Here is a 23,469-nt window from a genome sequence, read left to right as displayed (position 1 = left end):
TTATACTCAGAAAAAGAGAGGCGCACAATTACGCCCCTTTCGTTTTCACTTTAATCTTGAATCTACTACCAAGTTTACGCTGAATCTTCTCTAAAAATTCACCGCCAAGTACTCGTTCTATTACGCCTGTACGAAGTGTTAGATAGCCATATACAGCCGCTCCTCCCATTGCGCAAATGCCTACTGTAACCAATGCCGCAAAACGGCTTGTCTCATATGGAAGCATAAAGGAAAGGATCCATAATAATAGCTTTACAACAATCACCATCACAGCTGTTAATACTGCAATTTGAAACGTTCGTTTAAATACAAGTTCAAATGAAAAATGGGCATATTTTCGAATTTGTTTATTTGTATACCAAATGGATGCGAAGAATCCTACACCTGTTGCCACGACCGCACCGATTGTTCCAAAATAACGAATAAACAGCACATTACATAAGAATTTTAAAATAATCCCCATGCCAAGTGCAATAATCGCATGCTTTTGTTGATTAATTCCTTGCAAAATGGCTGATGTGACTGTGAATAATGCAAATAATAATGCGACTGGTGCATACCACATTAATACTTTTCCGCCAAGCGGATCAGCTTCATAAAATGCTGTATAAATCGGATAAGCCAAAGCGGAAATTCCAACGACAGCTGGTAATGTTAAAAACATATTCACTTGAAATGTTTGTGTAATTTGCTGTTTTAAATAACGGAACTTCCCTTCTGTAAACGACTTTGTAATCGCTGGTACAAGCGTTAAGCTAAATGCCGTTGCAAGCGATACTGGAATCATAATTAACTTATGTGTCCACATCGTAAAAATACCAAGAGCACGCTCTGCAATATCACCTTGTCCAATTGCCTGCATAATTGAGTTAAATGTTAACGCATCAATTTGCTGATAAAGCGGGATCGTTAATCCAACTACAACGTAAGGAATCGCATAAGCAAACAGCTCTTTAAATAGGTCAAATGTACGAACTGTTGATTCTGGTACTGTTTGATTCATAATATATTGATCTAAATGATGCTTTCGTTTCATCCAATACCAAATGAGCACAGCTAGTGCCCCGACGGCGGAAACAAACGCTGCAAATGTCGCCACACCAACTGCTGTTGCGACCGAACCCTTCAATACCTTTATTACGATAAAACTACCTGCAAGTAAAAATACGATACGAATAATTTGTTCAATAATTTGTGAAACAGTTGTCGGTCCCATTGATTGGTGACCTTGGAAGTAGCCGCGAATTAAACTCGCTGCTGGGACAACAATAAGTGCAAAGCTAACGAGACGAATAATCATTGTTACATCTTCTAAGCTGTTATGTAAACTCTGTTTCCCTAGCATTGCCTCAGCAAATAACGGCGCTGACATATACAATACGAAAAAGGAAAGAATCCCGCTCACAATCATCATAATCATACCTGAGCGAAACATTCTTCGGCTTGTTTTATAATCTCCAAGCGCATTATACTTCGAAACAAACTTCGAAACTGCAAGCGGCACTCCTGCCGTTGCGATACTTAAAAAAATTGTATACGGAATATATCCATACGTATACAGCGTCCCGCCTTCTGTACCAACTAACGCATGAAACGGAAAGACGTAAATCATACCGAGGAACTTTACTAAAAATGTCCCAAGCGTCACAATAAGCGTTCCGCGTAAAAATTTTGAATCGGACATAAAAAAATCCTCCTCCATTATTCAAAACGCTGAACTTAACTTTTGTATTGTACCACAATTTCTCATGTAAACAGTACCTTCCCTTATTTTTCTTTTCTATGAAAACGTGATATTCTTGAATGCAGCAAAACAAGAAAATGAGGTCGATTTATATGCATTATGATGTAATTGTCATCGGAGGAGGTCCTTCTGGATTAATGGCAGCAATCGGTGCTGCAGAAGAAGGTGCACGCGTCTTACTTCTTGATAAAGGCGATAAATTAGGAAGAAAGCTTGCGATTTCTGGTGGAGGACGCTGCAATGTGACAAACCGTCTCCCGCTTGATGAAATTGTAAAACATATTCCTGGAAATGGTCGTTTCTTATACAGCGCTTTTTCTATTTTTAATAATGAAGATATTATTCAGTTTTTCGAAAACCTTGGCGTGAAATTAAAAGAAGAAGATCACGGCCGCATGTTCCCAGTATCGAATAAAGCACAATCAGTAGTCGATGCTTTATTAACACGCTTAAAGGAACTGCGCGTTACGATTCGTACGAATCTTCCTGTTAAAACAGTAGAGTATGAAAACGGGCAAACAAAAGCGGTTATTCTGCAAAATGGAGAAATTCTTGAAACAAATCATGTTGTAATCGCTGTTGGTGGTAAATCTGTACCGCATACGGGCTCAACTGGTGATGGCTATGCTTGGGCTGAAAAAGCTGGACATACAATTACAGAACTATTCCCAACTGAGGTACCGATCCTTTCTAATGAACCATTTATTCGTGAACGAACATTACAGGGCTTGGCACTGCGTGATGTAGAACTAAGCGTGTTAAATCCAAAAGGAAAAGCTGTTATCTCTCATAAAATGGACATGCTCTTTACCCATTTCGGTATTTCTGGCCCAGCTGCTCTTCGCTGCAGTCAGTTTGTTGTGAAAACGATGAAAAAGTTCAAAACAAACATAGTAACAATGAGCATTGATGCACTGCCAGATGAAAATAGTGAACAACTCTTCCAGCGCATGATGAAACAAATAAAAGAAGAACCGAAAAAAGGATTGAAAAATGTACTGAAAGGTTATGTACCTGAACGTTATTTCTTATTCCTATTAGAAAAAAATGAAATTGACGGCAGTCAGCAATGCGGGCAAATTTCTCACGAAAAAATCCGTGCTCTTGCTACAGACTTTAAAGGCTTTACCTTTACCGTAAATGGAACGCAGCCTCTTGAAAAAGCGTTTGTAACAGGCGGTGGTGTTTCTGTCAAAGAAATTAATCCGAAAGAAATGTCATCAAAACTCATGAACGGCTTATATTTCTGCGGAGAAGTTCTTGATATTCACGGCTATACAGGCGGGTATAATATTACTTCTGCACTTATTACAGGCCGAATTGCTGGAATGACTGCTGGTCAAAATGCTAACATATAATAGTAAAAAATGTCAGATATTGTAAAATCACCGATGTATCAGTATGAAAGAAACAAAGGGGTAAACAGATGAGAAAAAAAGTTATGATATCTTTAATGTTAATGACATTCCTCTCCGCCGTTGAAGGAACAATCGTTAGCACAGCTGTACCTCGCATTACAAGCGAATTATCAGGCGTAGGCCTCGTAAGCTGGGTATATGCGATTTATATGTTAGCAACCGCAGTAACAACACCGATTTATGGGAAGTTAGCAGACTTATTTGGGCGTAAAAAGGTACTATTAATTGGTGCAACTATCTTTTTAATCGGCTCTACATTATGCGGCCTTGCAGCGACAATGGAACAATTAATTCTTTTCCGCGCCCTGCAAGGGTTAGGTGCAGGAGCTGTCATGCCAATTACAATGACTATTATTGGTGACTTATACAGCGAAGCAAAGGACAGAGCAAAAGCACAAGGGTGGCTGAGTGCTGTTTGGGGTGTATCTGGTGTTGTCGGACCATTAGTTGGCGGGTTTTTAGTCGATTCACTCTCTTGGCGTTATATCTTTTTCTTAAACATTCCATTTGGAATCTTTGCTTGTGTGATGATTGCGATTTCTTATAAAGAATCTATCACACCATCAAAACACCATATCGATTATCCAGGTGCTGTTATCTTCTCACTTAGTACGATTGCCTTACTTTATGCATTATTAACGGGAAGTCAGCATCAAAACTGGGGAGACATCACAATTATTGGCCTGCTGCTATTCGCAGTTGTCGCATTCATCATTTTCTTACTCATAGAAAAAAAATCACCAGAACCATTAATTCCATTAGAACTTTTCTCTAATCGAGCTGTATCTATTGTGAACGTATTAACGTTAATTGCTGGTGGTATGATTATTAGTATTACAATGTATCTTCCAATTTGGACCCAAGGTGTATTAGGCAAAAATGCAACAGAAGCCGGTTTGATTCTCATGCCAATTCCAGTCCTTTGGACAGTTGGAGCCATGCTATCTGGTAACTTAGTTGGCCGATTACAAACGAAACAAATTATTTTACTTGGCGGCAGCATTTTATCGGTTGCAACATTCCTATTATTTGCACTATCTACTCATTCGCACCCATCTCTCATTTATATCGCAATGGGTCTGTTTGGTTTAGGAATGGGACTTGTGACACCAATCTTTATGGTGACAATTCAAGCTTCTGTCCCTGCAAATAAACGCGGAACAGCGGTCGGTTTAAATACATTTATTAATACATTTAGCCAAACGCTAGGAGCAGCTGTATTTGGAACGATCTTCAATACAATGATTCACGGTGCAGGAAACGGAAATGTAAACTTAGTAACCTCAGAACACGGAAGTACCGTATCAGGATCGCAAGAAGTGTTAGCTTCTAGTGTTCATATTATCTTTAGCGGCACGTTTATATTAGCTGTTATGAGTTTACTCATTTCATGGTTACTCTTAAAACCGAACCAAGAAAATGCTGAATCACCTAAGCAAAAGGCTGTAAATAAGTAAAAAACTATTCATATCGTGTGTTGTCGAATGATCGATATATCGTAAAAAGCACCGATATATTCATATGAAAACGAGAATACAAAAAAGACGACTTCCCGTCGTCTTTTTTGTACTTTTTCTATTTAACTTCGGTATACAACCATTGCTGAGAAACAATAAATTTGACTCTCTTCATCATTGTTCGAAACCGATACTTGGTATTTAATATCTACAATTTGTTCTTCATCCATCTTCTTTAAAAAGACATTGATCGCCTCTTCTAAATCCTTTTCATGACTTTCATCAAATATCTTTACTCGAATCACATTAACACCATCCTAAGTCACAACCTTCTACTGCTGGACTATTATCTCGGCGCGTATCAATGATGCGATAAAACTTACCATCTTCATACAAATAACCATCTTCTAATACATACTGCTTCTCTTCAGTATAGACATAAAATTTACCAATCATAAATTTATTAGAGTATAATTCCAAATAATCTGTCTTAAATTTCGCTACTACCTTGTCTGTAATATCGATTTTAATTGTGCGACTCATCCCCCACCCCTCCTTTCGAAAAAGAACGGATTTGGTTTATTGTATTAAGAATTTTTTATTTTATGAATGAAATTTAAGAGGATATGCTAAGGAGAAAAGAAGAAACTTGAGGTAAACCTATAAACTATAAACAAAATAATCGTTCTCCGTTTTTAATAAAAATTTATAACAATAAATTTTGTAATATAGAACCCCCGCTCCGTTAATGAGCTTGCATCTTTAATCGCGAGAGCGCAATCCCTCTGTATTCATGAGTACAATTCTCCATCCATCAGGGTCTTCTATTGTAATTCCTTTTTCTTTCCAATAAGGATTTTCCGGCTCAACTTCATCATATCCCATTGTATTTAGTCTATGATGTATTTTTTCGATTTCACTTTTATCAGGAAAATAAAATACAAGTAAGTTATCTTTTGTTGGAGCAGGACATGGACTTCCATTCATATGCCTTGTAAACTCTAAATGATATTCTACACCAGGTAATCCAAACATTACCCCATCATAGTCTTCATGATTATGAAACTCGCCTATGCGTTTTAACCCCAATCCTTCTTCGTAAAACTTAATTACTTCTTCAAGTTTGTCTGTCGGTCTTGCTATTCTAAACTGAATCCATTTTTTCATATAAATTCCTCCCTCTATGAATTCAAGAGCACTTTCATCTACTACTACTATAAAATAGCGATATGCTTCTTAAAATCCCCCATTAGAGTTAGAACGAGGTACGAAAATAGGAGTATAAAACAATCTTTAAGAAATCAGTCTTCTTTTCAAAACAATATACACACTTAACAGCAACATATATCCAAAACTAGCAACCATAATGATAACTGGTATAGGATAAAATTTAGCTGCATATACAAAAAAATCGATTTGCAAGATGTCATGGGAATCTAAAACAGGCCCTTTGAAATAATTCGTAAACTTAGCGGAATATTTCCAGTCAAATGAATCCTCAATTAAATTACTTCCTTCATACCAACTGATAATAGTTGAAACGATGAAGAATATAAGAGCTACTCCGAATTGAACCATGTATCTTATTTTCACAGAACTCTCCTCTTTCTATGTATTGAAACGATAAGTGTTGTTACAATGTAAATAACAGTACTAGCTATTGCAAGAATAGAACCTTTATATTTTTGACATACAAATCCACCTCAACACAAAAATACATAATATCCCATATATTCATAATAGAGGTTGATAGAGTGTGGTTCAATATCCCATTTTATAATGGGGTAACACCACATGCCTATCAAGCCAACATCGATGATTTGAAATTTCATAAAAAAAGAGCTTATAGTAATATAAGCTCTTTTTTTGGTATTTAATTCTCTTAGGTTGATAGCAATATGATGCTATCTCTTAATTTTAAGATAGAAGTCCGAGATCTCTTCTATTATTGCCTAGGTTGTGATTTAACGCTTGTAAGATGAGCATCAAACATATCAATTATTTCAAGGAATCTATCAGCTTCACGGAAAACATGGTCTGCTAATAGTGGATGAATGATACTCTTTATTTTACATTGCTCAATTAAGTCACGTGCCGTTTTCTTAAAATCCCGAAGAGCTGTGACTGACACACGATTTTGATCCAGGAATTGATCTAAAAGAGGAACTGTTTGAGATTGTGGTTTCATAGATTCTAAGTCAATTGCTTGATACATCAATTGATCAAAATCATTGCTGAAATTCCGAGCCATATCTACAAGCTTTCTTTCCGATGGATCAAGAAGATGACCAATAAATTTAGCATGGTCTGCCATAATCCTTAAAAAGAAAACATTTTCTTTAATAATAGCATCAGGAAGAGCATCCAATTTACCTTCATTTAATTCAACTAAACGATTTCTAAAATAATTAGCTTCCCTACTTGTATGATCAACTAACAGTGGAAAATTATTTTGCCCTGGCAATTTACATGTGAGAATTAATCCTAGAATTTTTCGTTTAAATCCGAAAATATTAGTTGCAGCTTGTTGTACTTCTGAATTAAATCTTTTTATTTGTCCAGGATCTGTTTGATTTGTATAGGAATGTGCAATTTGTTCGATCTGTTCAAACAATCGGTAAAATTGATTAGCCTCTTGGATTAGTTGAGTATCCTCACATCTAAACCCCAATCGAAGAAATAAAGAATGCTCTTTCATGATTCTAGACCAAAAACGAATTTCATTTAATGATCGTTCAACAAACATTACAGATGTAACACCCGTATCAGGATGTATCCTATTCATTTTCAATCCCTCCAGTAATTACTATGCTAGTTCTATTCTTATGAATAGATATATAAAAATACCATCAATAAAAGCTCCGTCTGGCTATAAAAATAATCTTATTTTTTTCTATTCATCACAACATAAATAATCATTCTAATTTACTTACCAAACAGACGACTCCAAAGTGATTTCTTCTGTTCTGAAGCTGCTGCTATTAGGCGCTTGCGTTTTAATTATTAAAAACAAAAATAAGACAAAAAAGCTACCATTTAACAGCAAGAGGGATTTTCGTATTAACTTTATTCCGCTACTTTTGGGCAGTAAAACCCCACCTCAAGATTCAGAGAAAAGCAAAGAAGATAAGTGGGGGATAACTGCTGGCATGCGCCCGATTGGTTCAACTAACCATCAGTGAGGGATACCCCTCCACTGATGAAAATTTCACTTTATTTATCACCCGGAGCGGGCTGATCTACGCCCTTAATACGATGTTTATGTCCGTCATCTTCCGTCGTATAAAAATCGTAATAATGTACATGCATCCCATTTCCAACTGGAATTGCTGGTCCTGAGTACGCCTTATAATAGTGCGTATGCCCATCTTCGAACAAAACATATCCTTCTGTATAATGTATATGCCCACCCTCTTGTGTCTTAATAGGCGGAGATATTACATCTAGACATTGATGTACATGTCCTGCATCAACAGATGTATAATCCACTGACCCATGATTATGATGTGATACAAACCCAGAAACAAAATCATTTTTTCTTACCTTTCTCATTCCATCCATTCTCTTCATTCCCCTTATGTATAAAGTTACACTCTATAAACTAGTATGCTTATACTATCGAGATAATTCCTCTCTCATTTATCCTGCTGCTTTTGGAAAAGGGGAGCCTGATTGGTGAGAGCTTTCCATGAACAATCTCTCCTAAAAAATAGGCTCTGTTATAATATTTTGTTGATTTTCTGTAAACGTAAAGTAACTCCAAAATATACAATGAAAGTTAATTTTGGAGTTACTTTTTGTTTACTTCACTTTTTTCGGCACTCTGCATCTAGGTCTTGGCAAAAAAATAACGAATGAAGAAATTGAATTATCTTGTTTTCGAAATGGGATAGTAGAATTCACAGTGAAATGTAACATGATTCAATTTAGGGATTCATTATTTTCCACATCCAAAAAGGTCATAAGAGATTTTGATAGAAAAAAGTGGGATAGTGAAGAGATTGAAGAATTATGGAATTTAATAATTTATTTAGATAAATATCCTATCATTTGATATCTCTTATATAACTAACGAATGCGTTAGTTATACAACATTTAGAGGGTAATCATTTGATTATCCTCTATTTTATTAAAAAGGACTAATTGACTGTAAAAAAGAATAATAAAAAGAAGGTACGTGAAAAGTTTTAAATTTGATGAGAGGTGGAGATTCGTGAAAGTACACGATTGTCCTAATTGTAATACCTATAGTAGAGAATGTATTATTGTCATCCAAAATGCTCCGAACTTTTCGGAAGAGATATTAAAGTGCAGTATTTGTTCCTGGAGCGGTAAGTGGTCGGACATGACAGTGCGGGAGGTTATATTGCCGGCGATTCCAGGCGGGATAGAGATCCCTGGCGTCGAACCAATTACTGATTATTATGTACTTCATTCAGATCAAATTAGAATTACTTATACAGGAGGTTGTTGCCCTCATTGTGGTGGAAGTGACCCTTTATGCTGGTGCATGACTTAATAAACGATTACCATGAGACTCTTACTCGAAGTTGACGATTAGACAGTGCACTTACATTTACCTTAATTGTTTATATACCTTTATATATATCACTAATAGTTTATAACCTTATTGAACTAACGCATGCTTTAGTTCAATAAGATCGTGAAAGGACTGTCAAAATTTTGACAGTCCTTTTTTCAAATATTAAATATCAACATTTTTCTTTAACAGAGCCAAAAAATAAAAAAAAGGTGTCTCCAAAATTGCGACTTGGAAACACCCTCTTCTACTCTTTATCTATGATTTAGCATTGCAAGTAACTTTTCTTGACTATACATCCACACTGTAATAATTAAACAAGCAAGCGCTACTTCTGATAACGCCATAAATCCAATTGCATAGTGTCCTGTTAATTGAAATAGTAACGTTAAAATTAATGGTGGGAAGAAACCGCCAAGTCCCCCAAGTGCCGATACAAGACCGTTTACGATACCAGCTTGTTTCGAGAAATACATTGGTACAAGTTTAAAGATCGTTCCGTTTCCAATACCAGCGCAAAATGCAACTAATAAACAGCCAAATGTATATACGTGCATGCTTGGCATAAAGGATAAAATAATGCCTGATAATGTTAATCCAATAAACACAAAGATTAAAATTTTAAATGGATTAAATTTGTCACCAAGCCAACCCCCAATTGGACGCATGATTGTTGCTAGCACGATAAAACCTGCTGTGCGTAATCCAGCATCTACTTTAGCTAAGCCAAAGTGAGATACAAGAAAGTTCGGTAAATAAACTGTAAATGCGACGAACGAACCGAAAGTTAAGAAATAGAAAATACATAAGAACCAAAGTTTTTCATTTTTATATACACCTTTAATTTGTTCCATTAATGGTGTATTCACTTTTTTCTCGTTACGATCCCCTAACAGAAAATTGAGCAGTGCAAATGCAGCGAGTAAAATTAAGTACATTTGTACAGTCGTTCTCCAGCCAAATGAAGTTGCAAGTACTGGTGCAAGAAACGATGTAACCGCTGTTCCTGCATTTCCTACTCCATAAATTCCGTTTACAAAACCATGCTTTTCTTTCGGATAATATTTTGGAAGAGCTGTTACCCCAACAGAGAATACAGCACCACCAACTCCGGCAAATAAACCACCAATAATTAAATCTAGCATCGATGTTGCTTTACTAATATAGAAAACAGGGAATAATAGAATAATAAAACTAATAAAGAATAATTTTCTTGCTCCGAAACGATTTGTCCAGTAACCAATTGGAATGCGAAGAATAGATCCTAAAATAACTGGTACTGCTGTGACAAGAGAAATCTGTCCTGCTGTTAACGCAATGTCTGCTTTAATAAATGGCATTAAAGAAGATAAAATAACCCATACCATAAAGCCCATTACAAGATTTGAAGTTTGTAATCCTAACTGAAAATTCGGATTTTTCATCAGTCTCTCCTCCAATTTTGTTCAATATTTCACAATTTCTATTGCTTCCCTCCTACCTAATCACGATAGAGCGTGATTAGGCAGGAAAGAATCAGCCTCCACTTACCGGTGGAATCAATGCGACAACATCACCATCTTGAATGATATCATCTTCATTCACATATTCTTCATTAATTGCTACCATTGTGTGCTGTGAAAGGGATACATTGTAGTCTTTCATCACAAGTTCCTTCAATTCTGATACGGCAAGATTTTGTACATCGATTTGTAATCGATGCGCTCCAGCTTCTTCTTGTAAATGAGCAAATAATAATACTGTAATCATTTCATATTCTCCTTTCCTGGTTCTCCCTTTGGATACGACGTTTGTTCTAATTGATCACCAATCCATTTCTCACCGTCTTCCCAAAATTCTTTCTTCCAAATTGGAACAATTTGTTTAATACGCTCCATAATGTACTCATTTGCCTCATATGCCGCTTTTCGATGCGGCGTTGATACCGCAACAACTACGGCAATATCAGAAATTTGCAGTGTGCCAATGCGATGTGTAATCGCCACATGTGTTCCTGGCCATTTTTCTTTCGTTTCCTCACCAATTTTGGCAAGCATCTTTTCAGCCATCGAACGATATGCAGCATATTCTAAGTAAAGTGTACGGCGTCCTTTCGTAAACTCGCGCACTGTGCCAGTGAATGTCGTCACAGCACCGCATTCACGGCGAATGACTTTCTTTGTCACTTCTTCAATGGAAATGGGCGTATCCACTACTTCAAAATACGTATTTGTCATTTTGCATCCCTCATTCTTTGTACGAACCAATCTATATACTCTTCATCTTCTGTTATATGAAAAACTTTATAATTTTCGTGCCATGTTGTCGGTGCCTCATTCCATGTAATAACGGCGATCACATTTCCCACACTTTCTAATAAAGAGGCATCTTCCTCTGACCTAAGTAAAACAACTTTCGGGTATGGTTCTTTTTTATATCCTTCAACGATAATGACTTCTGCTTCAAAACATGTATATAAACGAATGATTTCTTCTAAAGACCAATGGCTCGCAGCAGATAAAGACAATAATCCGTCTCCTTCTACTGCACTGACGATCGCTCCAGCTTGGCGATGGCGTTCGCTATCTTTTTGCAGCGGCAGCTCTGGATATCCTCCGTGTCCATGATGCTTAATCGTCCCTACTCGCACACCTTCATTCGTTAACGCCTTAACCAGTTTCTCTGTCACTGTCGTCTTCCCGCTATTTTGATAACCTACGATTTGTAAGACTGGAACGGTTCTTTCCATGGCCACTCACTTCCTTGCTCTGCTTCTAGTAAAAGGACAGTAACAGTCATCCCCTCTTCAAAGCCGCGCGTACCACCTGGTAAGACGATAAACGCATTCGCATCAGCGAGTGAAGACACAGCACTTGATTTATCCAGTCCAACTGGCACTGCTTGCAGTTGTCCGTTTACTATTTCTACTTTTCCTCTAACAAAACGTGTAAATGGATTTGCTTTTGGAAACCCCTTCGTTAAAATGGCATCGCCGCGATACATATGAGGCTGCTTCCTATGTAGAAATGTCTGAACAATAGGACGCACAAACAATTCAAATCCAACATAGCAAGCAGACGGATTACCTGATAATCCAAATAATAATTTTCCGTTTACTTCCGCTACCGTCGTTACACTTCCTGGCCGCATCGCTACTTTATTGAACAGTACATGCGCTCCAAGCTTCTCATAAATAGCCGGTAAGTAATCATAATCTCCAACTGACACACCGCCTGTTGTAATGAGAATATCGACTTCTTCCATTGTCTTTTTTACCATTTCATAGCAAGTATCGAAGTCATCTGCGAATTGTCCATAATACCGGACAGTGCCGCCCGCTCGCATAATTTGCGCAGCAATCATATAGGAGTTGCTGTTACGAATTTTTCCCGGTTCAAGCGGCTCATGAACTTCTAACAGTTCACTTCCCGTTGTTACAATTCCAATAACGGGACGCCCTGCAACAGTTACTTCACTATAGCCAAACGTTGCAAGAAGCGCTGCCACTCCTGGATTAATCACTGTTCCCTTTTCCACAAGTACATCATGTTGCTTTACATCTTCACCTTTAAATGAAATATTATCGCCTGATTGAAACGGACGATTCAACTTCATATATGTTTTCTCGTCTTTTTGAAATCCTTCTGTAAGCTCAAGCATGACAACCGCATCACAACCAGTTGGAATCGCTGCACCGGTCATAATGCGCACCGCTTGAAATGCCTTCACTTCCTCTGTAAAAACAAAGCCCGCACCAATTTCTCCCACGACTTCAAATTCCACTGGATATTCAGAGCTCGCTTTCTTCGTATCTTCTGCGCGAATGGCAAAACCATCGTACGGAGACCGGTCGAAATGAGGAACATCATGATCCGCTACTACGTCTTCCCCAAGAATTCGTCCATAACTTTCTGTAAGCGGTACTCGCTCTGCGTCGCCATGTTTTGCATATTTCATCACATGTGCCACTGCATCGCTAACTGCAATTGGTATTCGTTTTTCTAGCATCATTTTCACCCCACATTTGCAAAATATCACATCTTCGTTACAATTTTTGTTGTACAATGCTAATCATAATAGCAATTACTTCAAGGAGGAATTTCATGTCTTCATTTACTCATTTTAATGATCAAGGCCGTGCCAAAATGGTCGATATTAGCGATAAGAAGATTACCGTGCGAACAGCTATCGCTCGTTCTAGCATCATAGTGACGAAAGAAATTTATGATAAAATTACCCATAATGAAATCGGAAAAGGCGATGTTCTAGCGGTTGCACAAATCGCTGGTATTATGGCAGCAAAGCGTACTTCTGATATCATTCCGATGTGTCATCCACTCCTTCTAAAAGGTGTTGATATTTCCTTTGACTGGAATATTGCAGATGAACAATATCGTTTACTTATTGAAGTAAAAGTGAAAACAGAGGGCAGCACCGGCGTTGAAATGGAAGCTTTAACTGCAGCTTCCGCTACCGCTCTTACCGTATATGACATGTGCAAAGCTGTCGATAAAGGCATGATCATCGGTGAAACATACTTACTTGAAAAAACAGGCGGCAAAAGCGGCGATTATACAAGAAATCAGTCTTAAACTCTTTCATCGAATCCAAGGGGGCGTCCCCTTGGATTCACCCTATATAACGAGCGTATAATCGCTTTGCCACTTGTATATCATTTGTACCATGAACAAAGGCTCGCCCATCTTGGAATAAAACAAAGCGATATTCATCGACATGAAATGATAATAAGTACGGTGTCCTCTGCATCGTTACGCTCTTTTGTAAGCGCTTTTCTATTTCTTCTAAGTTAAGAAGCTGATTTATGCCTGGGCGAATCTGAACTGTATTTCGACCGCACAGCACTTCTGTTTTCATTTGTGCCTCAAATGTTAAGCTTGGATATGTACGCAATTTACCGCAAGACAGACAATTCTCTTTTTTCTGCCTGTTTACTTTAAATGCCATATACTGATTGTTCCAAAGATCGAATGTTACCATCGTTTCCCGTAATGCTTCAAAATCTCCAACTAGTATTTTTAAAGCTTCTGCAACTTGATAAGCAACGACCATTTGCACAGCTGGTTGAATAATCCCCGCTGTATCACACGTTGCGCCGCTCGTTGGATGCTCCATTAAACATCGAAAACATGGTGTTTTCCCTGGGATAATCGTATACGTTACACCATAACTCCCTACACAACCACCGTATATCCACGGAACGTTATACTTATGTGAAATATCGTTAATAAGAAGACGCGTATCGAAATTATCTGTTGCATCTATGATTACATCCACGTTCTTAACAAGCTGTTCCATTTCTTGCACCGTTACATCTGTTACAACTGGCTCGATATCTACTTCAGAGTTAATCCGACTTAAATGCTGCGCCGCTGCAACTGCTTTCGGTACATAACGATTCGCATCTTCTTCTGTATATAATTGCTGCCTTTGTAAATTGCTCCACTCGACGTAATCACGATCCGCAATCGTCAACTTGCCAATTCCCGCCCGGACAAGCGCCTCGGCATTTGCCGCACCAAGTGCACCAGCGCCGATGATGAGTACGTGTTTTTCACCTAAATTTCGCTGGCCACTTTCACCAATATCAGAAAATAGTATTTGCCTTGAGTACCGCTCTTGCATCTAGACCCCTTCTTTCTTATCCGCCAATATATGACATTTCAATTTTCGGACGGTTATTTGCACTTTCTTCCGTTCGCTCATCTGAATAACGATCACTGCGCTTATTCCACACATCTTGCACGACTTGTAATAGTTTATCGTCGTCTATACCCCCGCGGAGCAGCGTTCGTAAATCTATTCCTGTTGTTGCAAATAAACATGTATAAAATTTACCTTCTGCTGAAATACGTGCTCTCGTACAAGAAGAGCAAAATGACTCAGAAACAGATGTGATAAAGCCGACTTCTGCCTCAGTTCCAACATATCGATAACGCTTTGCCACTTCACCAAAATAATGCGGATCTACTGGCTCAATTGGATACACACGGCCAATCATATCGATTAACTCTTTTTTCGTAATCACTTGTTTGAAATTCCAGCCGTTCGTACTCCCAACATCCATAAATTCGATAAAGCGAAGAGGAATGCACTGCTCTTTACAATAAGCGGCCATCTTCAAAATTTGGTTATCGTTCATTCCTTTTTTCACGACCATATTGATTTTCACTTCTAATCCGGCTGCCCTTGCTGCTTCAATTCCTCGTAATATAGGCTTCGTGCTTACATTGCGGCCGTTAATGCTTCGAAATACATCATCATCTAGTGCATCTAAACTGACGTTTACTCGCCCTAAACCAGCTTCTTTTAAAGCTTTCGCTTGCTTCGTTAAATGAATACCGTTCGTCGTTAGCCCAATATCTGTTAGACCTTCTAATTTTACAAGACGTTCTATGAGCTTTGGTAAATCTTTACGAAGTAACGGTTCGCCGCCAGTTAATCGAATTTTCTTGACACCCATGCGAACAAAAAGCTTAGCTACTCGCTCAATCTCATCAAATGTGAGTAAAAACTCATCTTTTAAAAACGCATAATCTGGTCCAAACACTTCAGCCGGCATACAATATGTGCATCGAAAATTACAACGATCAATAACAGAAATACGTAAATCTTGAAGCGGACGCTGCCATGCATCGAAAATCTTCTCAGTCATCTTCACCCCTCCTTCTTGTTGCATGTATATCTATTTTTATTTTATTTTATTATAATATATTTTTAAACGGGGTGTTTTTACCCAAAACTCTTTATCTTTTTTAACTGCCCTTCATTTGCCTTTATCATAAAAAAGAACGACAATCTATGTTGTGATATTTCTCACATCATATATACCATTCAAAAATTCTTCACAAATCTGTCCGTATTTTGTTCACATTGTATGAAATTCCTGATACCCAACCCATTACAAAAAAAGTGTACAATCTAAGTTGCACACTTTTTACTGCTTTTAATCCACTTATACTTGCGTCCGATATTCCTTCCCCCACTCACACATAAGCGTAATAATTGGCGTAAGGGATCTTCCGAAATTCGTTAAAGAATACTCCACTTTTGGCGGAACTTCTTTATATACCTCCCGATGAATTACACCTGCAGCCTCGAGCTCTCGTAACTGTCTTGTTAACATGCGCTGCGTTATGCCAGGCATTAATCGCAAAAATTGATTAAAACGAATTTCTTTCGCATTCATTAAATGAAACAAAATAACCCCTTTCCATTTCCCCCCAATTACATCTAGTGTTAACTCTACCGGACAACGATATATCTCTTCATTTTTCATTTCATCACTCTCCATTAGTATACAAATTGATACTATATGCTAAAAATGTGCGTACTTACATCATTTATTGTACTACTGTAGAATCTATTTTGTAATCAACTTACTATAAAAAAGCAAATTACGAAAAGGTGGTTATGTAAATGAAACATACAAAAGAAGGAATTTTAAAAGCTTATCACTTTAGACATGCGTGTAAAAAATTCGATGTAAATAAAAAAATCTCTGATGAAGATTTTCATTTCATTTTAGAAACTGGCCGACTTTCTCCAAGTTCATTTGGTTTTGAACCTTGGAAATTTGTTGTCATTCAAAATCAAGAACTTCGCGAAAAACTTCTCCCTGTAGCATGGGGGGCTCAAAAACAATTACCGACAGCAAGCCACTTTGTCGTTATATTAGCTCGTAAAAAAGAAGAAATGCTTTATAATTCTTCCTATATTTCGAATTTCATGAAAAATATTCAGAAGCTTCCAGAAGAAGTCATAGCAATGATGAGTGGCTTTTATAAGAAGTTTCAAGAATCTGATTTTCAATTATTAGAAAGCGATCGTGCAATGTTTGATTGGGCCTCTAAACAAACTTACATCGCTCTCGGTAATATGATGACTGCAGCTGCTCAGATTGGTATCGATTCTTGTCCAATTGAAGGATTCAATCCAGAAAAAGTAAATGCAGTTTTAAAAGAAGAAGGAATTATTTCAGATGATACATTTGGTGTCTCAGTTCTCGTTGCTTTTGGTTATCGCGCGGAAGAACCAAAACATGATAAAACGCGTCAATCAATGAATCAAGTTGTTGAATGGATTAAATAAAGAAAAAAGGTGCCTGCAACAGGCATCTTTTTTCTTTTCTAAAAGTACGCTTACTCACAGATAAAAATTACGATATCTCTTATACTACATTGAAAATATCTCTTGCATTTTCACTATATTTACATTCAAAATAAGAAATAGACTGTTCTGAAAAGAAAGGTGATTGCTGTGGCAAACAGTACGGCATTATCAAATGATTTAAAAGAATTGCTCGCATCTGTCGAATATAAAATGAAAGTAAGCAAAGCTAATTATATTTTCCAAGAAGGTATGGTGGCAAAAGAACTATACATTATTCACTCTGGAAAAGTACAAATTAGTAAAATTAGTGCCGATGGTCAAGAATTGACACTGCGCATTTGTTCGCAAAATGATATTATCGGAGAACTTACATTGTTTACAGAGGATGCCAAATATTTGTTAAATGCAAAAGTGCTTGAGCAGGCAGAAATTGGTGTCATTAAACGAGATGCATTAGAAAAAGCATTGCTGGAAAAACCAGCTCTTGCGTTTGAATTTATGAAGTGGGTTAGTGAGCATTTACGAAGAATGCAAACGAAGTTTCGTGATTTAGTATTGCATGGCAAAAAGGGAGCGCTCTATTCGACTCTCATTCGCATGACGAATAGTTATGGGGTTTTAAAAGAAGATGGTATTCTCATTGATCTTCCATTAACGAATCAAGAGCTTGCAAACTTCTGTGCAACCTCTCGTGAAAGTGTCAATCGCATGTTAAATGATTTAAAAAAACAAGGCATTATCTCCATTCATAAAGGAAAGATTACCATTCATAATTTACACTTTTTAAAATGTGCAATCGCTTGTGAAGATTGCCCTACCTCTATTTGTAGTATTGAGTAGCATCTCATTTAGATGCTGCTCTTTTTTTATTCTACATCTTAAACTTGTTTTGTAATGTGCAAAATGTCACATCTTCTCTTTTTTTCCCTTACACATTCATGAATTTTTGACAATCTGTTGAACTGTGATAGATATCACATCTCTATTTTGCACGCCCTCTTATAGTGAAAGTAAGCAAGAGAGACGCAATAAAGGAGTGAACAGTATGAAAAAGAAACCATCACCATTCATGCAACGTTTAAAATATTTTTCTCCAATAGATCGTTACAACGATAATCATACACAAGAAACATACGAAGACCGCGAATGGGAAAACGCTTATAGAAAGCGATGGCAGCATGATAAGGTGATCCGCTCCACGCATGGCGTAAACTGCACCGGTTCTTGCAGTTGGAACATTTACGTAAAAGATGGAATTGTAACTTGGGAAGGACAAGAGCTAAATTATCCGACTACTGGTCCTGATATGCCAGACTTTGAGCCACGCGGATGTCCGCGCGGAGCAAGCTTTTCTTGGTACATCTATAGCCCGCTTCGTGTGAAATACCCATATGTACGCGGCGTTCTTTGGAATATGTGGCAAGAAGAACTACAAAAACATGAATCACCGTTAGACGCTTGGAAAAGCATTGTTGAAAATCCAGAAAAAGCACGCACATATAAAGGGGCACGCGGAAAAGGCGGCTTCATTCGTGCAAATTGGGATGAGGTATTACAGCTTGTTGCTGCTTCCTTATTATATACAGTAATTAAGTACGGTCCGGATCGAAATGTCGGCTTCTCGCCAATTCCTGCGATGTCAATGTTAAGTCACGCAGCAGGCAGCCGCTTTATGCAGCTTATGGGCGGACCGATGCTTAGCTTCTACGATTGGTACGCTGACTTACCGCCAGCTTCACCGCAAATTTGGGGTGATCAAACAGATGTACCAGAAAGTAGTGATTGGTACAACGCCGGTTACATTATGACATGGGGTTCAAACGTACCAATGACAAGAACACCAGATGCCCACTTCTTAGCGGAAGTGCGCTATAAAGGAACGAAAGTCGTTTCTGTTAGCCCTGATTTTGCCGAATCAACAAAATTCGCTGATGACTGGATCAGTGTAAAACAAGGAACAGACGGTGCACTTGCAATGGCAATGGGGCACGTCATTTTACAAGAGTTTTACGTGGACAAACAAGTGGACTACTTCATAAATTATGCGAAACAATATACAGATTTCCCATTCCTTGTCACGTTAAAGCAACAAGGAGATCAATTTGTTGCAGATCGCTTCTTAAATGCTGCTGATATTGACCGGGAAACGAAGCTTGGCGAATGGAAACCTGTTCTTTGGAACGATAACGGTCATGATTTCGCTACGCCGCACGGCACAATGGGATCACGCTGGGATAACGAGAAGAAGTGGAACTTACGTTTAGAAGATGAACAAACAGGCGAAAAAATTGATCCGCGTCTTTCTTTACTTGGTATGGAGGATGCAATTGGAACTGTACAAATTCCGTACTTTTCTGATGACGGAAATGAAGTATTAGAACGTTCCATTCCAGTGAAAAAGATTACAACACCAAACGGAGATCTTTTCGTAACAACCGTCTATGATTTAACATTAGCAAACTACGGTGTAGACCGCGGTCTTGGCGGCCAAGAACCGAAGAGCTTTGATGAAGATGTTCCATTTACGCCAGCATGGCAAGAAAAAATGACAGGTGTAAAACGAGAACTTATTATTCAAATCGCTCGTGAATTTGCTCAAAATGCAGTTGATACAAATGGACGCTCAATGATTATTGTTGGCGCTGGTATTAACCATTGGTTTAACTCTGATACGATTTACCGCGCTGTGTTAAACCTTGTTCTTCTTGTTGGTGCACAAGGTGTAAACGGCGGCGGCTGGGCTCATTATGTCGGCCAAGAAAAATTACGCCCAGCAGAAGGTTGGCAAACCATCGCAACAGCAAAGGATTGGCAAGGCCCGCCGAAACTGCAAAACGGTACATCCTTCTTCTATTTCGTTACAGATCAGTGGCGCTATGAAGATACACCAGTTGGACATTTAGCATCGCCAGTTGTTGGCAATTCACGCTATCAACATCATGGTGATTACAATGTGTTAGCTGCTCGTCTTGGCTGGCTACCTTCTTATCCAACGTTCGAAAAGAATGGCATTGAACTATATAAAGAAGCGGTCGCTAGTGGCGCAACAACGGGGGAGGAAATCGGGAAATATGTTGCAGAGAAGCTAAAAAACAAAGAGCTCAAATTTGCGATTGAAGACCCAGATAACAAAAATAACTTCCCGCGCAACTTATTCGTATGGCGCGCGAACTTAATTTCAAGCTCTGGTAAAGGACACGAGTATTTCTTAAAACATTTATTAGGTACAACAAACGGATTAATGAACGACGATCATGATTCATTACGACCAGAGGAAATAAAGTGGCATGAAGAAGCACCTGAAGGAAAGCTAGATCTACTTATCAACTTAGATTTCCGCATGGCTGGAACAGCACTATACTCTGACATCGTTCTTCCTGCTTCCACGTGGTATGAAAAGCATGATTTAAGCAGTACAGATATGCATCCGTTCGTGCATCCATTTAACCCAGCAATCGGTTCACCGTGGGAAGCACGCTCTGACTGGGATATTTTCTGCTCCCTTTCAAAAGCAGTCTCTGATCTAGCACAAAAGTTAGACCTTGAGCCAATGAAAGAGATTGTTGCAACACCGCTTCTTCACGATACACCGCAAGAATTAGCGCAGCCGCTTGGACAAATTAAAGATTGGAGCAAAGGGGAATGTGAGCCAATCCCAGGCAAAACAATGCCGCAAATTCATGTTGTAGAACGTGACTATAAAACGATTTATGACAAAATGACCGCACTTGGACCAAACGTTGGAAAACAACCGATTGGTACAAAAGGTATCTCCTGGTCTGCGGAAAAAGAATACGAACAATTAAAGAGTAAATTAGGTGTAATTCGCGCTGATTCGATCGCGAAAGGATGCCCTGACATAACAGAAGCAATCAATGCCGCTGAAGCTGTATTAACCCTTTCTTCAACAACAAACGGTCATATGGCAGTAAAAGCATGGGAAGCGCTTGAAAAACAAACGGACTTACAACTTCGTGATTTAGCAGAAGAACGTGAAGAAGAATGCTTCACATTCGAACAAATTACAGCACAGCCAAAAACAGTTATTACATCCCCTGCTTTTAGTGGTTCAGAAAAAGGAGGACGCCGTTACTCACCGTTTACAACAAACGTAGAACGTCTTATTCCTTGGCGAACAATAACAGGACGTCAATCTTTCTACTTAGATCACGATATGATGAAAGAATTTGGCGAAACAATGGCAACGTTCAAACCAATTTTACAGCATAAACCGTTCCGTAAATCTCGCCCTGAAGTAGAAGGAAAAGAAATTACGCTGAACTATTTAACACCGCATAACAAGTGGTCCATTCATAGTATGTACTTTGATTCACTGCCGATGTTAACACTGTTCCGCGGCGGACCAACAGTATGGATGAATAAAGATGACGCTGCTGAAGCCGGTGTTGCTGATAATGACTGGATTGAATGCTTTAACCGAAACGGTGTCGTTGTTGCACGTGCTGTCGTAACACACCGCATGCCGCGTGGAATGGCCTTTATGCATCATGCACAAGATCGCCATATTAACGTGCCTGGTACGAACTTAACAAGTAACCGCGGAGGAACACATAATAGCCCGACACGTATTCACGTAAAACCAACGCATATGATTGGCGGATACGGCCAATTAAGCTACGGCTTTAACTACTATGGTCCAACAGGAAACCAACGTGACTTAAACGTCGTCATCCGCAAACTGAAGGAGGTAGATTGGCTTGAAGATTAAAGCGCAGGTCGGAATGGTAATGAACCTAGATAAATGCATCGGTTGCCACACTTGTAGCGTAACGTGCAAAAACACCTGGACGAATCGTCCAGGTGCTGAATATATGTACTTTAACAACGTAGAAACAAAACCGGGCATTGGCTATCCAAAACAATGGGAAGATCAAGAAAAATATAAAGGCGGCTGGGAGCTGAAAAATGGAGACCTTCAGTTAAAATCCGGTTCAAAAATGAAACGCCTCATGAACATTTTTCATAACCCGGATCAGCCAACAATTGATGATTACTTTGAGCCTTGGAACTATGATTATGAAACATTAACAAACAGTCCACAGCGAAAACATCAGCCAGTTGCTCACCCAAAATCAGCCATTACAGGTGAATTTATCGATAAAATTGAATGGGGACCAAACTGGGAAGATGATTTGGCGGGCGGACATGTAACAGGCTTACAAGATCCAAATGTCAAGAAAATGGAAGAAGAAATTAAAACGGATTTCGAAAATGTGTTCATGATGTACTTACCGCGTATTTGTGAACATTGCATCAATCCGCCGTGCGTCTCTTCTTGTCCATCTGGCTCTATGTATAAGCGCGATGAAGATGGAATTGTCCTAGTTGATCAAAACGCATGCCGCGCTTGGAGATTTTGTGTCTCTTCTTGTCCGTACAAAAAAGTGTATTTCAACTGGCAAACGAATAAAGCTGAAAAATGTACGATGTGTTTCCCGCGTATTGAAGCCGGTATGCCAACAATTTGTTCGGAAACATGCGTCGGACGCATTCGTTACATCGGGGTTATGTTATATGACGCTGATAAAGTAAAAGAAGCAGCATCTGTACCAGATGAAAAAGACTTATACCATTCTCAGCTTAACGTATTCTTAGATCCAAACGATCCAGAAATAGCCGCTGAAGCAAGGAAACAAGGTATTCCGGAAGAATGGATCAAAGCTGCTCAGCAATCACCTATTTATAAAATGATTATCGATTGGAAAATTGCTCTGCCACTTCATCCAGAGTATCGTACATTGCCAATGGTTTGGTACATCCCGCCATTAAGCCCAATTATGAACATGGTCGAAGGAAAAGGAAGCAACTGGCAAGCGGAAGAGATTTTCCCTGCTATTGATAATATGCGTATTCCGATTCAATATTTAGCAAACTTATTAACTGCAGGCGATGAATCTCATATTCGTCTAACATTGAAAAAAATGGCTGTTATGCGTACTCATATGAGAGCATTGCAAATAAATAAAGAACTAAATGAAGATGTATTAAAAGAACTGAACTTAACAAAAGAAGACATTGAAGATATGTACCGTCTTCTTGCGATTGCGAAATATAAAGATCGTTTCGTCATTCCAACTTCTCACCGCGAGCAAGTGGCAGACCTTTATAACGAGCAAGGAAGCTGCGGTCTTTCCTTTGCTGGTGGCCCCGGCTCTTGTATGACAATCTCTTAAAATAAAG

General features: G+C 38.5%; 23 protein-coding genes. 8 read left to right on the top strand and 15 right to left on the bottom strand.

Going from position 1 to position 23,469, the window contains the following annotated elements; translation table 11 throughout:
• Positions 1-28: 28 nt before the first annotated feature.
• A complete protein-coding gene (locus ACFQZ1_RS17235) occupies positions 29-1,684 on the bottom strand; it encodes a putative polysaccharide biosynthesis protein (protein WP_377883425.1) in 1,656 nt (551 codons plus the stop codon).
• 152 nt (positions 1,685-1,836) lie between these two features.
• On the opposite strand from ACFQZ1_RS17235, the gene ACFQZ1_RS17230 reads away from it, so the two are divergent.
• Complete coding sequence (locus tag ACFQZ1_RS17230; RefSeq protein ID WP_377883424.1) at positions 1,837-3,102, top strand: BaiN/RdsA family NAD(P)/FAD-dependent oxidoreductase; 1,266 nt, start codon at positions 1,837-1,839, stop codon at positions 3,100-3,102.
• Positions 3,103-3,170: 68 nt separating this feature from the next.
• Positions 3,171-4,619 (top strand): MDR family MFS transporter, encoded by a 1,449-nt coding sequence (locus ACFQZ1_RS17225; RefSeq protein ID WP_377883423.1) that lies wholly within the window; start codon positions 3,171-3,173, stop codon positions 4,617-4,619.
• 122 nt (positions 4,620-4,741) lie between these two features.
• Here the strand turns inward: ACFQZ1_RS17225 and ACFQZ1_RS17220 are convergent, their stop codons facing one another.
• From ACFQZ1_RS17220 to ACFQZ1_RS17195, 6 genes are all read right to left on the bottom strand, one after another.
• Positions 4,742-4,924, bottom strand: a complete 183-nt coding sequence (locus ACFQZ1_RS17220) for a sporulation protein Cse60 (protein WP_020060291.1) — start codon at positions 4,922-4,924, stop codon at positions 4,742-4,744.
• A gap of 1 nt (position 4,925) precedes the next feature.
• Positions 4,926-5,162, bottom strand: coding sequence for a DUF2553 family protein (locus ACFQZ1_RS17215; protein WP_090918724.1), 237 nt, complete (start codon positions 5,160-5,162; stop codon positions 4,926-4,928).
• A 219-nt stretch (positions 5,163-5,381) separates the two neighbouring features.
• Positions 5,382-5,786 carry a VOC family protein gene (locus ACFQZ1_RS17210; RefSeq protein WP_377883422.1) on the bottom strand — a complete coding sequence of 135 codons (405 nt, stop codon included), beginning with the start codon at positions 5,784-5,786 and terminating at the stop codon, positions 5,382-5,384.
• Between the two features lie 126 nt (positions 5,787-5,912).
• The gene (locus ACFQZ1_RS17205) at positions 5,913-6,212 is read right to left on the bottom strand and encodes a YjdJ family protein (protein ID WP_377883421.1); all 300 of its coding nucleotides are present in this window, start codon (positions 6,210-6,212) and stop codon (positions 5,913-5,915) included.
• 352 nt (positions 6,213-6,564) lie between these two features.
• Positions 6,565-7,404: a DUF2935 domain-containing protein gene (locus tag ACFQZ1_RS17200; RefSeq protein ID WP_377883420.1), complete on the bottom strand. Its 840-nt coding sequence runs from the start codon at positions 7,402-7,404 to the stop codon at positions 6,565-6,567.
• A 428-nt stretch (positions 7,405-7,832) separates the two neighbouring features.
• Positions 7,833-8,171 (bottom strand): YmaF family protein, encoded by a 339-nt coding sequence (locus ACFQZ1_RS17195; RefSeq protein ID WP_377883539.1) that lies wholly within the window; start codon positions 8,169-8,171, stop codon positions 7,833-7,835.
• Between the two features lie 793 nt (positions 8,172-8,964).
• Here ACFQZ1_RS17195 and ACFQZ1_RS17190 point away from each other — a divergent pair.
• Positions 8,965-9,138: a hypothetical protein gene (locus tag ACFQZ1_RS17190; protein WP_377883419.1), complete on the top strand. Its 174-nt coding sequence runs from the start codon at positions 8,965-8,967 to the stop codon at positions 9,136-9,138.
• Positions 9,139-9,413: 275 nt separating this feature from the next.
• Here ACFQZ1_RS17190 and ACFQZ1_RS17185 read toward each other — a convergent pair whose 3' ends face one another.
• From ACFQZ1_RS17185 to ACFQZ1_RS17165, 5 genes are all read right to left on the bottom strand, one after another.
• Positions 9,414-10,583: a nitrate/nitrite transporter gene (locus tag ACFQZ1_RS17185; RefSeq protein ID WP_377883418.1), complete on the bottom strand. Its 1,170-nt coding sequence runs from the start codon at positions 10,581-10,583 to the stop codon at positions 9,414-9,416.
• Positions 10,584-10,674: 91 nt separating this feature from the next.
• Positions 10,675-10,908, bottom strand: a complete 234-nt coding sequence (moaD, locus tag ACFQZ1_RS17180) for a molybdopterin converting factor subunit 1 (RefSeq protein WP_377883417.1) — start codon at positions 10,906-10,908, stop codon at positions 10,675-10,677.
• The gene (locus ACFQZ1_RS17175) at positions 10,905-11,375 is read right to left on the bottom strand and encodes a molybdenum cofactor biosynthesis protein MoaE (protein WP_377883416.1); all 471 of its coding nucleotides are present in this window, start codon (positions 11,373-11,375) and stop codon (positions 10,905-10,907) included. The genes moaD and ACFQZ1_RS17175 overlap by 4 nt, the downstream gene beginning before the upstream one ends.
• Positions 11,372-11,893, bottom strand: a complete 522-nt coding sequence (gene mobB, locus ACFQZ1_RS17170; protein WP_377883415.1) for a molybdopterin-guanine dinucleotide biosynthesis protein B — start codon at positions 11,891-11,893, stop codon at positions 11,372-11,374. The genes ACFQZ1_RS17175 and mobB overlap by 4 nt, the downstream gene beginning before the upstream one ends.
• Positions 11,854-13,146, bottom strand: a complete 1,293-nt coding sequence (locus tag ACFQZ1_RS17165; protein WP_377883414.1) for a molybdopterin molybdotransferase MoeA — start codon at positions 13,144-13,146, stop codon at positions 11,854-11,856. The genes mobB and ACFQZ1_RS17165 overlap by 40 nt, the downstream gene beginning before the upstream one ends.
• Before the next feature lie 95 nt (positions 13,147-13,241).
• Here ACFQZ1_RS17165 and moaC point away from each other — a divergent pair, with 95 nt between their 5' ends.
• Complete coding sequence (moaC, locus tag ACFQZ1_RS17160; RefSeq protein ID WP_377883413.1) at positions 13,242-13,730, top strand: cyclic pyranopterin monophosphate synthase MoaC; 489 nt, start codon at positions 13,242-13,244, stop codon at positions 13,728-13,730.
• A 37-nt stretch (positions 13,731-13,767) separates the two neighbouring features.
• On the opposite strand, the gene ACFQZ1_RS17155 is transcribed toward moaC, so the two are convergent.
• The 3 genes from ACFQZ1_RS17155 to ACFQZ1_RS17145 all read right to left on the bottom strand — a co-directional run bounded on the left by ACFQZ1_RS17155 (position 13,768) and on the right by ACFQZ1_RS17145 (position 16,450).
• On the bottom strand, positions 13,768-14,781 hold the full coding sequence (locus ACFQZ1_RS17155) for a molybdopterin-synthase adenylyltransferase MoeB (RefSeq protein WP_377883412.1): 1,014 nt from the start codon (positions 14,779-14,781) through the stop codon (positions 13,768-13,770).
• 16 nt (positions 14,782-14,797) lie between these two features.
• A complete protein-coding gene (gene moaA / locus ACFQZ1_RS17150) occupies positions 14,798-15,811 on the bottom strand; it encodes a GTP 3',8-cyclase MoaA (protein WP_377883411.1) in 1,014 nt (337 codons plus the stop codon).
• Between the two features lie 300 nt (positions 15,812-16,111).
• Positions 16,112-16,450 carry a winged helix-turn-helix transcriptional regulator gene (locus tag ACFQZ1_RS17145; RefSeq protein ID WP_377883410.1) on the bottom strand — a complete coding sequence of 113 codons (339 nt, stop codon included), beginning with the start codon at positions 16,448-16,450 and terminating at the stop codon, positions 16,112-16,114.
• Positions 16,451-16,575: 125 nt separating this feature from the next.
• Between ACFQZ1_RS17145 and ACFQZ1_RS17140 the strand changes: the two genes are divergently transcribed.
• The 4 genes from ACFQZ1_RS17140 (at position 16,576) to narH (ending at position 23,462) form a co-directional block, all read left to right on the top strand.
• The gene (locus ACFQZ1_RS17140) at positions 16,576-17,247 is read left to right on the top strand and encodes an NAD(P)H-dependent oxidoreductase (RefSeq protein WP_377883409.1); all 672 of its coding nucleotides are present in this window, start codon (positions 16,576-16,578) and stop codon (positions 17,245-17,247) included.
• 168 nt (positions 17,248-17,415) lie between these two features.
• Positions 17,416-18,108: a Crp/Fnr family transcriptional regulator gene (locus ACFQZ1_RS17135; protein WP_377883408.1), complete on the top strand. Its 693-nt coding sequence runs from the start codon at positions 17,416-17,418 to the stop codon at positions 18,106-18,108.
• A gap of 205 nt (positions 18,109-18,313) precedes the next feature.
• Positions 18,314-21,997 (top strand): nitrate reductase subunit alpha, encoded by a 3,684-nt coding sequence (locus ACFQZ1_RS17130; RefSeq protein ID WP_377883407.1) that lies wholly within the window; start codon positions 18,314-18,316, stop codon positions 21,995-21,997.
• Positions 21,987-23,462: a nitrate reductase subunit beta gene (gene narH, locus ACFQZ1_RS17125; protein WP_377883406.1), complete on the top strand. Its 1,476-nt coding sequence runs from the start codon at positions 21,987-21,989 to the stop codon at positions 23,460-23,462. The genes ACFQZ1_RS17130 and narH overlap by 11 nt, the downstream gene beginning before the upstream one ends.
• Positions 23,463-23,469: the final 7 nt, after the last annotated feature.

Origin of the sequence: Bacillus sp. CGMCC 1.60114 (assembly GCF_042676365.1) — a bacterium.
GTDB classification, from domain to species: domain Bacteria; phylum Bacillota; class Bacilli; order Bacillales; family Bacillaceae_G; genus Bacillus_A; species Bacillus_A rhizoplanae_A.
The sequence above is the reverse complement of the archived record's forward strand: the minus strand, read 5'-3'. Positions and strand labels throughout refer to the sequence as shown.